General features: G+C 71.3%; 10 protein-coding genes. 3 read left to right on the top strand and 7 right to left on the bottom strand.

Features of this window, described 5'->3' with window-relative positions:
- The first annotated feature begins 50 nt into the window (after nucleotides 1–50).
- Nucleotides 51–902 (top strand): fumarylacetoacetate hydrolase family protein, encoded by an 852-nt coding sequence (locus ACWCPW_RS00210; protein WP_449759312.1) that lies wholly within the window; start codon nucleotides 51–53, stop codon nucleotides 900–902.
- A 117-nt stretch (nucleotides 903–1,019) separates the two neighbouring features.
- On the opposite strand, the gene ACWCPW_RS00205 is transcribed toward ACWCPW_RS00210, so the two are convergent.
- The 4 genes from ACWCPW_RS00205 to ACWCPW_RS00190 form a co-directional block, all read right to left on the bottom strand.
- Entirely contained in the window at nucleotides 1,020–1,415 is a 396-nt protein-coding gene (locus tag ACWCPW_RS00205; RefSeq protein WP_449759311.1) for a RidA family protein, read from the bottom strand.
- 327 nt (nucleotides 1,416–1,742) lie between these two features.
- Nucleotides 1,743–3,449 carry a thioester domain-containing protein gene (locus tag ACWCPW_RS00200; protein ID WP_449759310.1) on the bottom strand — a complete coding sequence of 569 codons (1,707 nt, stop codon included), beginning with the start codon at nucleotides 3,447–3,449 and terminating at the stop codon, nucleotides 1,743–1,745.
- A gap of 356 nt (nucleotides 3,450–3,805) precedes the next feature.
- The gene (locus tag ACWCPW_RS00195; RefSeq protein ID WP_449759309.1) at nucleotides 3,806–5,290 is read right to left on the bottom strand and encodes an APC family permease; all 1,485 of its coding nucleotides are present in this window, start codon (nucleotides 5,288–5,290) and stop codon (nucleotides 3,806–3,808) included.
- Between the two features lie 57 nt (nucleotides 5,291–5,347).
- Nucleotides 5,348–6,658 carry a zinc-binding dehydrogenase gene (locus ACWCPW_RS00190; protein ID WP_449759308.1) on the bottom strand — a complete coding sequence of 437 codons (1,311 nt, stop codon included), beginning with the start codon at nucleotides 6,656–6,658 and terminating at the stop codon, nucleotides 5,348–5,350.
- A 176-nt stretch (nucleotides 6,659–6,834) separates the two neighbouring features.
- Between ACWCPW_RS00190 and ACWCPW_RS00185 the strand changes: the two genes are divergently transcribed.
- The gene (locus ACWCPW_RS00185) at nucleotides 6,835–7,587 is read left to right on the top strand and encodes a helix-turn-helix domain-containing protein (protein WP_449759307.1); all 753 of its coding nucleotides are present in this window, start codon (nucleotides 6,835–6,837) and stop codon (nucleotides 7,585–7,587) included.
- A 270-nt stretch (nucleotides 7,588–7,857) separates the two neighbouring features.
- On the top strand, nucleotides 7,858–8,466 hold the full coding sequence (locus ACWCPW_RS00180) for a hypothetical protein (protein ID WP_449759306.1): 609 nt from the start codon (nucleotides 7,858–7,860) through the stop codon (nucleotides 8,464–8,466).
- A 154-nt stretch (nucleotides 8,467–8,620) separates the two neighbouring features.
- On the opposite strand, the gene ACWCPW_RS00175 is transcribed toward ACWCPW_RS00180, so the two are convergent.
- From ACWCPW_RS00175 to ddaH, 3 genes are all read right to left on the bottom strand, one after another.
- Entirely contained in the window at nucleotides 8,621–9,496 is an 876-nt protein-coding gene (locus ACWCPW_RS00175; RefSeq protein WP_449759305.1) for an anti-sigma factor family protein, read from the bottom strand.
- On the bottom strand, nucleotides 9,493–10,053 hold the full coding sequence (locus ACWCPW_RS00170; protein ID WP_395863689.1) for a sigma-70 family RNA polymerase sigma factor: 561 nt from the start codon (nucleotides 10,051–10,053) through the stop codon (nucleotides 9,493–9,495). The genes ACWCPW_RS00175 and ACWCPW_RS00170 overlap by 4 nt, the downstream gene beginning before the upstream one ends.
- Before the next feature lie 1,139 nt (nucleotides 10,054–11,192).
- Nucleotides 11,193–12,038 carry a dimethylargininase gene (ddaH, locus tag ACWCPW_RS00165; RefSeq protein WP_449759304.1) on the bottom strand — a complete coding sequence of 282 codons (846 nt, stop codon included), beginning with the start codon at nucleotides 12,036–12,038 and terminating at the stop codon, nucleotides 11,193–11,195.
- Nucleotides 12,039–12,375 lie beyond the last annotated feature (337 nt).

The raw sequence follows: 12,375 nt of genomic DNA, 5'->3' as shown, positions 1-12,375 counted from the left end.
CCCCTTCGCAGTCCCACCATCGACACCTTCACGTACCTGGAGAGATCACCGTGCGCCTGATGCGCGTAGGCGAGCCCGGCAACGAACAACCCGTTCTGTTCGCCGCCGACGGCCGCCACTTCGACCTGAGCCGGCTCACCGTCGACATCGACGGGGCGTTCTTCGCCTCCGACGGCGTCGAGCGGGTCCGCGAGGCCGCGGCGGCGGGCGCGCTGCCGGAGATCGACGTCGCCGGCCGGCGGGTCGGCGCGCCGGTGGCCGCCCCCGGCGCGATCCTGTGCATCGGTCAGAACTACGCGGCACACGCGGCCGAATCCGGCGCCGAGCCGCCGAGCACGCCGATCCTGTTCTACAAGACGCCGCACACCCTGGCCGGGCCCTACGACGACGTGTTGATCCCGCGTGGTGCGGTCAAGACCGACTGGGAGGTCGAACTCGCCGTCGTGATCGGCCGGCGGGCGCGGTACCTCGGGTCGCCCAAGGACGCCTTGGCACATGTCGCGGGCTACACGATCAGCAACGACGTCTCCGAACGGGCCTTCCAGTTGGAGCAGTCCGGCGGACAGTGGTCCAAGGGCAAGAACTGCGAGACGTTCAACCCGCTCGGCCCGTGGCTGGTGACCGCCGACGAGGTTCCCGACCCGCAGACGCTCGGACTGCGCTCGTGGGTCGGCGGCGAGAGCCGGCAGGACTCGACGACGGCCGACATGATCTTCGGCGTCGCGTACCTGATCCACCACCTGTCGCAGTACCTCGTACTGGAACCGGGTGACATCGTCAACACCGGGACGCCGCAGGGTGTCGCGCTGTCCGGGCGCTTCCCGTACCTGGCGGAGGGCGATGTGATGGAGATGGAGATCGACCGGCTGGGGCGGCAGCGGTCGCACCTGGTGCAGGCCTGACCGTCGGCACACATCCGACGGACGGCGCGGGCTCGGCGGACGGCGGTCGCCGAGAGGCGGCCGCTCGCGCCGGCCGGGTCGGGTCCGCCCGGCCGGCGCCTCGGGTCGTGGCGGGGGTCAGGGGCGTACGGCGATCGCGTCGACCTCGAACAACATCTCGGGCAGGGCCAGCGCGGCGACGCCGCTGAGCGTCTGGGTCGGCGGGACGGAGCCCCAGATCTCGCCGATCGCCTTGCCCAGGATGGTCAGCTTGTCGGAATCGTGGTCGACGACATGCGTGCGCAACTGGACGATGTGGCTCAGGTCCAGGCCGACGGCCGCGAGCGCCGTGCGCAGATTGGCGAACGACTCCTCGACCTGCTCGGCGAAGTCGTCCGTGCTCACATGGCCGTCGGCGTCCGACGCGTACTGCCCGGCGACGAAGACGAGTTCCCCGGACGCCACGGCCACATGGCTGTAGCCGAAGTGCACCGGGTCGTGCAGGCCGTCGGGGTTGATGATGCGGTGTGACATGGTCGGGGTCCCTCCGAAGCGAACGGTCGTCGAGTACAGGTCGCGGACGCGGCGGATCATTCCCGACGACGGCCTCCCTCGTTCCCGGCGTCGGTCGGCTTCCCGCTCCGGTCGAGTTCTTTTCGAATTATCGAGCCGCTTCGGTGCCGGTAGGGGAAATGAATCGTGCTGTCGACAAAGCACGGATTGCATTCGCGGAAATACGCACGGGAATCGCGGAGGGAAACGACAAGGGCCCCGCCGTGCGGCGGGGCCCTCGCGGTCGGATCGGATCACCCGGTGACCCGACCCGGTTCAGCGTTCGTGCGGAGGTGCGCCTCGACGGCGTCAGGCCTCGTGGCGAGCGCGGCGACGGTTGAAGTAGATCGCGCCTCCGCCGGCCAGCAGCAGCGCGGCGGCCGCGCCGGCGATCATGACGGTGTAGGAGTCGTCGCCACCGGTCTTGGCCAGGTCCTTGCCGTTGCCCGCGGGGGCGACCGGGAGCCAGGGCACGACAACCGCCGGGTCGTCGGTGCCGGGTTCGACGATCGGCTTGGTCGGCCCCGCGCTGCCGGTCGGCTGCGCGCTGGTGGCCGGGGGCGCCGAGGTGGTCGCGGGCGCGGACGAGCTCGCGGGAGCGGACGGGGTGGTCGGGGCCGAGCTGGTGGCCGGCGCCGAAGTCGTCGGCGGGGCGGACGTGGTCGCCGGCGCGGAGGTGGTCGGCGCGGCGGACGTCGCCGGGGCGCTCGAGGTCGGGGCGCTCGAGGTCGGCGGCTTGGGCGTGCTCGGCGTCGTGGTGGAGACCGGCGGCGCGGTCGTCGGCGGGACGGTCGGCGTCTCGACGCAGTCGAGCTTGCCCGTGTACGTCGCCGCGTAGTTGCCCGGACCGGACACCGTGATCGTGTAGGCCGTGTCCTCGGCGACCTTGACGAACTGCGTCTTGGTCGAGCTCGGCGGCACGGTCACGGCGGTGCCGTTGACCTTGAAGTCGGCCGGTCCGTCACCGGTGTTCTTCAGCGTGACGGTGACGCCGCCCTGGACGCAGTCCTCCTTGTACGCCGACGAGGGCACCGGAACCGGCTTGTGGCTCCACTTGACCTGGGCCGAGGCGCTGGCCGAGAACGGCTGCGAGCCCGCGGTGATCAGGGTCTGGGTGTGCTTGCGGTTCTTGCCCAGGAAGACCCGGCCGATGTTGATGCCGGCCTTGGTGGTGGCCGAGATCTTGGCCTCGCCCGGCGTCTTGGGCGCCTTGACGTAGAGCTCGGTGCCGTTGGCGGCCGAGTTGATCGGCTTGCCGTCCTTGCCCACCAGCGAGGCGCCGTCCGGGACGGTGCCGTCGAGCTTGACCGCGACCGGGTCGGTCCCGGAGGTCTTGACGGTGATCGGGCCGACGCCCGGAGTGTCGCCGTCGTTGCCGGACTTGGTGGTCGGCGACAACTCGAGCGAGGCACCGGGCTCGGTGGACTCACCCTTGTTGGCCGGCCCCGTCAGGTACGCGTAGAGCGCGTTGACATCCTCGCCGTTGCCGCTGCTCGCGTCGACACCGTTGCTGTAGTGCCAGATCGCGGCCTGGGTGGCCGCGACGGCCTCGGCGGCGTCGAGGTCGTAGAACTTCTTGCCCTTGCGCTCGTGCAGCGGCAGACCCGCGGTCTTGGCCAGCGCGTTGAGGTCGGACGTCTTCGGGTACGAGTTGTTCAGCACCCAGTTGATCTTCGCGACCTTGGCCGTGTCGTTGAGCCAGGACTCCCCCCAGGTGCCCTCGCGGTACTCGGCGTCGTCGCGGACCGTGGTGTCCAGGTCGATGCAGTAGACCAGGACCTCGGGCGTCCCCCGGCGCTCCTGGCTGAGAATCATCAACTCGGTCTGCACGCCGAAGGGGTGGCCCTTCAGGCGCACCGAGCCCTCCGTGTCGTCCACGTGGCCCCGGAACCGGAGCTTGGTGCTGTCGGCATCGGCGTGCGCGGAAGGCGCCAGGCCGACGACCGCGACCGCGGCCAGACCGGTGGCGGCGAACGCCGAAGCCACGCGGGATATACCCCGCTGGGTCCTGAACATGAAAGAAACGACTCCTCATGAAAGGCGGCCCCCGCTGCCCGGGTCTGTCACCGGGGTCCCCACCCCTGGGCCGCCGCACGCAAGAATCGTGGTATCCCGAAGTTTAGTCAATTCATGTCCAGGGAAATCCGCCCGCACATCGAAATCCACCCGACCTCCCGCGATATCGCGGAACCCATTTCTCGCCATTTGCCGGATTCGATACCGGATGAGGGCGGCGGTGATATGCGGCGACCGGCGACCGGCGACCGGCGACCGGCGCCGGCTCGACCCGAGACCGGTGCGGGCTCCGCGAGACCCGAGGCCGCCGACCCCCCGGTGTGCGGGAGGCGGCGGCCGGTGGCCGGGGTGGGGGATCAGGTCGCGTCGTCGGCGAAGGTACCGGCGCGGTCGGCGCGTTGCGGGTCTCGCCGGCGCAGGATCGCGTAGCCGGCGATGCCCACCACCAGCGCGCCGACGAAGACGTACGGCAGCACGTTGAGCGGGGACTCCGGGACCGGCCACAGGTTGCGGTAGAAGACGTAGACCATCGCCGCCGCGCCGATCAGGCCCAGGGCCCAGGTGATCGCCAGGGCCCGGGCGCCGGTCTTGCGGACGAAGAGCGGTGCGGCGAGGCAGACCAGCACGTACGACAGCATGTAGCCGAAGACGCCGATCGTGTCGATGTAGGTGGTCGCGTCCAGGCCGTCGGTGCCGGCCAGGATCACCGCCACGGTCGGGATCGCGACGAACGGGGTGACCACCCAAATCGCGGTGGACGGGGTCTTGTGGGTCGGGTGCGCCCGGCCCAGGCGCGCCGGGACGACACCCTCCCTGGCCATGCCGAACAGCAGTCGGGCCGCGACCGTGACGCAGGCCATCACCACCGCCAGGAACGAGGCCGCGAAGCCCGCGTGCAGGAAGAACTTCAGGAAGCCGAGCCCGGAGAGTTCGGCCAGTTCGTCCATCGGGTCGGCACTGGCCACCAGGCCGTCCGGACCGCCGAAGCCGACCACCTGGGCGTAGGTGGCGAACATGTACAACAGCCCGGCCAGCAGCGCGCTGCCCATCACCGCGCGCGGGATCGCCTTGTACGGGTCGGTCGCCTCCGCGCCCAGCGAGGCCGCGCCCTCGAAGCCGACGAAGCCGAGCACGCCCAGGACCACCGCGAACACCACGCCGTCGAGTGTGCTGCCGCTCAGGGCGAGTTGGTCGGTGTCGAACAGGTCGTTGCCGCTCTTGAAGAACACCGCGAGGAGCACGACCACGATCAGCACGATCGAGACCACCTCCAGCGTCGCCGCCACGCGCGCGGCGGTGCGCACGCTCGCGATGGTCAGCCGGACCGCGATCGCGGCGAGGAGCAGGTCCAGCAGTACCTGACCGGCCACACCCGTGAACGCGCCCGCGCCGATCCCGTCGAGCGCGCGACCGGTGTAGTAGCCGGCGCCGGCCAGCGAGCCGGAGCCGATGCACACCGCGCCGATCAACAGCGCCCAGCCGGTCACGAACGCGCCGGACGGTCCGAGCGAGAGCCGGGTGAACGCGTACAGCGAGCCGGTGCCGGCCCGGCGGCGGGCGAACACGCAGATGCAGTACGCGATCGCCAGCACCGCGGCCATGGCCAGGAAGAACGAGAACCACGCGCCGTTGCCGGCGGACGCGGCCATGCTCGCGGGGGCGAACGCGATGACCGCGCTCGGCGCGACGTTGGCCACGCTCTGCGCGCCCACCTCGAAGCTGGTCACACTGCGTCGGGCCAGGCCGCTGTCGGTCCCGCCGGGGGCCGCGACACCGGGGGAGGGGGCGCCGGGGGTCGGGGTGCCGGACGGTGCGCCGGACGAGGCCGCGGATGTGGGCACGCTTGCCGCCTTTCCGGACTTTCCGGCCGAATTGCCTGGAGTGAGAGTAGTCATCGGTCAGCCCTCGCGCCTGGTGGGGTCGTACGCGGACGGGGTGCGGGTGCTCGGGCCGGACGCGGACCGGGGTGCGGCGTACGCCGTGTACGCGTCGTACGCGGCCGAGTCGTGGCCGGCCGAGTCGGCGGCGGCCACGCCCGGTTCGGCCGGTTCCCGCGCCGTCGGCCGGTGGCCGGTGATCAACAATTGGCGAAGCGCGCGGCCCTCGTTGAGGTCCGCGAGCGCGTCCCCGGCCTCTTCCAGCGGGCGCCGCGCCGAGATCATCGACTCGACGTCCAGGAAGCCGCCGACCACGAGGTCGACCAGGATCGGGATGTCGCGATGGGCGACCACCGAGCCGTAGTTCGAGCCGAGGATGCGCTGATCGGCCTCGGCCAGCGCGAGCGGGTCGAACCGGGCGGTGCTGCCGGTCGGCGGGAGGCCGACGATCACCGCCGCGCCGCCCTGGCCGAGCGCGGCGATGGCCTGCTCGGTGGTGGCGATCTTGCCGATCGCGTCGAACACGTAGTCCAGGCCCTCGGGGACCAGCGCGCGCAGCGCGGCCACCGGGTCGACCGTGCTCGCGTCGATCGTGTCGGTGGCGCCCAGCTTGCGGGCCAGGTCGAGCTTGTCCGCGACCACGTCCACCGCGACGATCCGGCCCGCGCCGGAGAGTCGGGCGCCCTGGACACAGGACAGGCCCACGCCGCCGCAGCCGATCACCGCGACCGTCGCGCCGGCCTCGACGCCCGCGGTGTTGCGGACCGCGCCCACGCCGGTCGCGATGGCGCAGCCGACCAGGGCCAGCGCGTCCAGCGGCGCGTCCTTGCGGACCTTGATCGCGCCGGAGACCGGGACCACCACGCGGTCGGCGAACGAGGACACGCCGAGGTAGTGGTGCAGTTCCTCGCCGTCGGTCGAGCTCAGCCGACTGGTGCCGTCGTACAGCACGCCCAGGGGCGCGACCACCTCGGCGACCAGGGAGCACGCGGCGGGGCGACCGGCGAGGCAGTACCGGCAGGCGCCGCAGGCCGGCACCCAGGACAGCACCACGTGGTCGCCGACGGCCAGGCCCGAGTCCTCGGTGTCGGGACCGAGCGCGGTCACCACACCGGAACCCTCGTGACCCAGCACCACCGGCATCGGCACGTCCCACTCGCCGCGCACCACGTGCAGGTCCGAGTGGCACACGCCGGCCGCGACCACCGCGACCTCGACCTCGCCCGAGCCGGGCGGGGCCAGGACGAGGTCGGTCATGGTGAGGTCGTTGCCGGGGCGCAGGACCACGCCGCGGATGCGGTCGGCGGGTGCCGGCGAGGGGATGGTGCGCATGACTGCTCCAGGCTGGACGGGATCGCGTTTAGTAGCGCTAAACTTTCGTCAAGGTTTTACATGAGTAAACTCGTGGCGTAAAGACCCCCGAGCAGGGTGAATCCGAACCTTTGTGGACCGTTCGGCGGGCCGCGATCGGTGCGGGGAAGCGGGGGAGGGCGGGTAGCGTGTCGCGCGTGCCAGCACATTCCGGAGAAGAACCCGGTGAACATCGTGGTGACGACCCGAGCCGCCCGCCCGGCGCGGAGCCCGAGCCCGAAGCCGCGCCCGAAGCCGAGCCCGCGGTGGCCACACCCGGGGACACCTCCGGGGACGCCGGCGGGGACACCGCCAAGGAGACCGGCAGGGACACCTCCAGCCGGATGTCCCGAGTGGGCCCGCGGCTGCGCGAACTGCGGCTGGCACAGGGGCTGACGCTGGTCCAGGTGGCCGGCGCCGCCGGTGTGACCAAGGGCTTCCTGAGCCTGGCCGAGCGGGGCAAGGCGTCGGTTTCCGTGCCGACCCTGCTGCGCATCTGCGACGCGGTCGGCACGAGCATCGCCGCCCTGTTCGACTATCCCGACCAGGACGTGGTGCGCAGCGGCATCGGCGCGCCGCTGGAGATGGGCGGCATCGGGATCGAGGAGTTCCTGCTGACCCCGGCGGACGAGACCCACGTGCAGGTGATGCGTACCGTGCTGAGCCCGGGCGGCGGTTCCGGCGGCGCGTACACGCTGGAGGCCGAGACGGTGTTCGCGTACATGGTCCGCGGCAGCCTGGAACTGACCGTCGACGGCACCGTGCGACACCTGGGCGCGGGCGACTCGACCACGTTCTCCGCGCGGCTGGAACACGGATGGACGAATCCGGGCGAGATCGAGGCCGAGGTGTTGTGGTCGATCGCGCCGGCCCTGCCGCGACACGTGACGAAGCTGCGGCCGCACCGGTAATCACCGGTTGCCGACCGGTTGCCGATCGGTGTCGACCGGGTGCGGACCCGGTGTGGCCGACTGCCCGACCGGCGTGGACCGCGAGTCGCCCCGATGTCCGTCGGGTGTGCGCCACTTCGTCCGATTCCACATCGACGTCGGCGCCACACCGCCGCCGGGGGTTTCTATGCTTGCCGCGTGACCGACCCCAATGACCTCGATGTCCGACCGGCGTTCTCGCCGTCCGCAGCCGCCTCTGCCCGGGGGGTGATGGCGCTAACCTGCGAGCGTGTGGCCGCGACATTGGCTTCGTACGAGCTGCGGGTACTGCCGTCGACCGTGGCCCAGTGGGAAGCCGGTACGGAGCGCCCGAACGAAGCCGAACTGCTCGCCCTCGCCAAGTCCTTGGTCGTTCCCGTGAGCCAACTCATGGGCGGCCGACCGACCAACCTCCAGGACCACCGGATCGCGGCCGGCCTCACCCGCGCCGAACTCGCCAATCGGGTCCGGATGAAGGAACTCGGCTACACCCGACTCGAACGGGCGAACAAGTGGCGGGCCGACGAGGAGCGGACCGGCTTCCTGGTCCGCGCGCTCGGCCTGTCGATGCGCGACCTGGCCGAGGTCTCCGGTGTGGGCCCGGAGCTGGAGACCCTGCTCGCCGAGGCCGTGGTGGGCCGCTGGAAGACCCAACTGCCGGACATCACCCGACTGATCGGCATGCGCCGCAAACGCATCGGTGAGGTGCTCGAGGCGCTCAGCTCGGTCTTCCCGGAGGGAATGGACGTGGCCGACGTGCCGCGCGCCGCGGTGGTGGAGCGATTCTGGGGCCTGCTCGGCGACCCGGTCGCCGACCCCGGCGCCCCCGGGGTCTGGCTGCTGCAAGGCCGCTTCGCGTAACCCGCGCCGAACCGAACGGTCCTGATGCCTCGTCGGATCCGACGAGGCATCAGGACCGGCGTTCGTTCCGGCTCATCCGGTCGCCCGGGCACGCCCACCGCTGCCGCTTCGGCCCGTGCCGCACGTCCCGCGGGTGTTGCCCGGGCAACCCGAACTACACGGGCACGCTGACCAACGTCCCGCCGTCCGAGGTGCGCACGTCGAAACGGGCCAGTTGGTCCTTGGGCGTCCAGGTGCCGGTCTGCACCACCAGCGGCGCCTCCGAGCCCGGCACGCCGTAGCCCTTGGCCGGGACGCTCCAGCTCGAGATCTGCTGCTCCTTGCCGTTCTTGTCCACCGCGATCAGCGAACACCGCAGCGGACCGCGCACGTTCCGCAGTTCGAGCGCGAGGTTGGTGCCCCACGCCTTGCCCTCCAGCGCGACCTGTGCGGCCGCGCCGGTGGTCGGATCGCTCGCCCGAACGCTCGTGCCGTTCTTGCCGATGGCCTTGATCGGGTCGAACGGCACCTCCCGCGCCGACGTGGACGAGTCGTCCTCGAGCCAGGTCCGCCCGGTGAGCACACCCGCGCCCAGGCCGATCACGAGCAGCGCGACGCACGCGGCGACCAGCAGGGACCACCGGGGTCCGCGCCGGAGGGCCCGACGCGCGGCCAGTTCGTCCGCGGGGCCGGACCCGGCGGCCGGAGCGGCGGTCGACGCGGCGGTGGGTGCCGCGGGCGGAGCCGTCGCCGGAGTACCGGCCGGTTCCGAAACCGGCGTCAGGACCGGTCCGGGCGCCCGGGTGGCGCGCGCCGGCGGTGCGGCCGCGACCGGCGCCGACGGCCCGGCCTCGTCGCGCGGCTCCGGCAGTTCGTACACACCCTCGTCGCGCAGCTCGGTCAGCAGCGTGGCCATGCCGGAGAAGTCGGCCAGCTCGTCGAGACACCGGTCGCACGTGGCCAGGTGTTCCTCGAACGCGTCCCGGTCCGCCGGCTCCAGCAGGCCGAGGGCATACGCGGCGATATCCGCGTGTTCGGGTTGGACGCTCATGCCGACACCCCCCTCTCCTCCAGGACGACCCGCAGGGCGCGCAGCGCGTAGTACACGCGCGACTTCGCCGTACCCGCCGGGATGCCGAGTACGTCGGCCGCCTGATTGACAGTACGGTCGCGGAAGAACGTTTCGATCAAAATTTCCCGGTGCGATGTGGAGAGGGCGTCCAACGCGTCCCCGACCACCACCGAACGCAGCAGGCGATCGACCTCGTCGCCGGTGGGCAGCGCGGCCAACGGCTCGTCGCCGACCTCCGGGGGTCGGGCCGCGCGGGCCCGCTGCTCGTCGATGACGAGTCGGCGGGCGACGGTGACCAGCCACGGCAGCAGCGGCGCGGCGGGATCCAGCTTGGCGCGGTTGCGCCAGGCCCGGACCAGCACCTCCTGCACGCTGTCCTCGGCGCGTTGGCGATCACCGCCGTTCAACCGCGAGACGACCGCGAGCAACGGCCGCGAGTACTCGCGATAGAGCATCGTGACGAACTTGGTCTCCTCGTCGGAGCCCGGCGGGTCGGAACCCGACGGGCTCGAACCCGGTACGTCCACATCGGACACCCCGACCGGCCTCCTCACCCCGTAGACGAGATCCGTATCCCGAAACAGGCAACACCCTAGGGGGCTCGTGTGCCGCGTTCGGCCCGGACCGGGGACCGGGTGCCTGGTTTGGGTCCGGTCGGCACCGATTTCGTACTGTTCGCCCGCTCGCGGGGTCGGAGTGGAGTCAATCTCTCCAGCCAACCTGTTGGACGGATCTTTGCATGCGGTGGGGATGAACGCGGTGGGGGATCGAGGGACACGCCCTGGGTGGGCCCGCCGGGTTCGGTGGGCCCACCTGGCGTGGCGGGCCGCTCGGATGCCGAGGGTCCGCGGAGGGTGGCAAGGCCGCGGGATGCGGCGGACCCGCCGGATGCGGTGCGCGCGTCGGATGCGACGGCTCACCCGGTTCGGTGGCGATCACGACGGCCGACACGCGCGCCGTCGTCGATCGCGTGGCGCTGCGCGGCCGGGGCGGCGGACGCTCGCACGCCACGCCGGCCTCCGCCGCCTTCGCCCGACCGGGTCGGCCGGACGGCGGGCCGTTTCTCGGTGCGGGCGGGACTTCTCACGCCATCGGATTCTTTGCCCTCCGGATTCCGGGGTCCCCGGGATTCCGGAGCCCGGCGTTCCGGATCCGGCGTTCCGGGGATTCCCGGAGCGTCCGGTTTCCCGCTGCCGGCGTTTCCTCGACGGAGATTCTCCGTGCCGAAGCCGAGGGACGCACCCGCGTGAGGGTTTTTTCCGCCGGCGGTCGGTGGATGGGGACCGGCAATCGGCTTCGTCCGGGCATCGATACGGGTATGCGGTGGACCCGCGCGCGAATCGGGCCGGATCGGGCGTCGATCGTGTTCTCGATCCGCGTTCCGGGAAGTCGTTTTCGACCGAGCCCGAGCATACCCTCCGCCTGGAATACGGTGAACGGGAGCCCGGCGTCGTGGGCGCGCGTTCTCGCGGGGAATTCGGCGCATCGCGGAAAGCCGGCACCCGCGCGTTGCCGACGATGCCCGGCCGGGCGGCCCGTCGGTGCCGGCGCCGACGAAGGGGTGTCCCGTCGACGGGACTCAATCCGGACGAACCGCCCGCAGGGCGTACGCGGCGCCCGCGCGGCGTTCCCGCGGCACCGGCACCGGCACCGCACTCGCGCGCCGCGTGCTTGCTCAGTCGCGCAGTTCGAGCGTGCAGCACTTGGCGTTGCCGCCGGCCTTGAGCAGTTCGGTGAGGTCGATTCCGATCGGGACGAAGCCGCGCTCGCGCAGTTGCGAGCCGGAGAGCTCGACGGCCCGCTCCGGCATGAGTACGTGCCGCCCGTCGGACAGCGCGTTGAGCCCGAAGACGGCGGCGGTGGCCTCGTCGGCCAGGATCGCGTCCGGGAAGCGCTCGGCCAGCAGACGTTGGCTGTCCGGGGCGAACGCCTCGGGGTAGTACATGATCTCGCCCGGTCCGAGCACCGTGAGCGCGGTGTCCAGGTGGTAGAAGCGCGGGTCGACCAGGGTCAGGCCGACCACCGGGACGCCGAAGAACTCGCGGGCCTCGTCGTGCGCGCGCAGGTCGCTGCGGAAGCCGCAGCCGGCCAGGAGTTCGCTTCCGGTGTACAGGAAGTCGCCCTCGCCCTCGTTGATGTACTCGGCCTGACGCACCTCCGACCAGCCGGCGGTGCGGAACCAGTCGAGGTAGGCCGGGGCTTCGTCGGCGCGCTGCGGGTGGCGGAACCGCGCGACGAGCACCTTGCCGTCCAGGACCGTCGCGCCGTTGGCCGCGAACACCATGTCGGGCAATCCCGGTACCGGTTCGATCAGCGCGACGTCGTGTCCGAGTGCCACGTAGGCGTCGTGGAGCTGCTTCCACTGGGCCAGACCGGTATCGGCCGAGGTGGGCACACTCGGATCCATCCACGGATTGATCGAATAGGTGACGTCGAAATAGGTCGGCCGGCACATCAGGAAACGTCGCGACCGCGCCGTACGGTGGTTGTTCGAGATTTGTTCAACGTTTGTCTGGGCCACCTTGATTCCCTTGTTCTCCGTGATTGTGTCCGGGCGAAAATCAATGCCGGTGCGAAACGGTGCGTTCCACCGGGCGAAAACACGGCGTGCGCATGATGCGCGCAGGCCGGCGAAGAGCGGGATTTGCCGCCGACCGAAGCTAGCACGAGGCGTGGCGCGTCTCGTCCCGTCGACGGGACAACAGCGCCCGATCTCCCGGTGCCGCGCGAGCGCCATGGATATTCGGCACCGGCGATCGATAAGCACGATTTCCGGTGCGCCGCGCCCGCGTAATGCCAACGTTTTCGGTGCCCGGCGCGGATGCAATTGCCCGGCGAGCATCGCAGGATCGAACCCA

It is taken from the genome of Embleya sp. NPDC001921 (genome assembly GCF_053594475.1).
This window is presented reverse-complemented; position numbering and strand designations above follow the sequence as displayed.

Bases quoted from the DNA above. Each gene is read 5' to 3' on its own strand.
- ACWCPW_RS00205 (WP_449759311.1), bottom strand. From the start codon at position 1,415: ATGTCACACCGCATCATCAACCCCGACGGCCTGCACGACCCGGTGCAC.
- ACWCPW_RS00200 (WP_449759310.1), bottom strand. From the start codon at position 3,449: ATGTTCAGGACCCAGCGGGGTATATCCCGCGTGGCTTCGGCGTTCGCC.
- ACWCPW_RS00190 (WP_449759308.1), bottom strand. From the start codon at position 6,658: ATGCGCACCATCCCCTCGCCGGCACCCGCCGACCGCATCCGCGGCGTG.
- ACWCPW_RS00175 (WP_449759305.1), bottom strand. From the start codon at position 9,496: ATGAGCGTCCAACCCGAACACGCGGATATCGCCGCGTATGCCCTCGGC.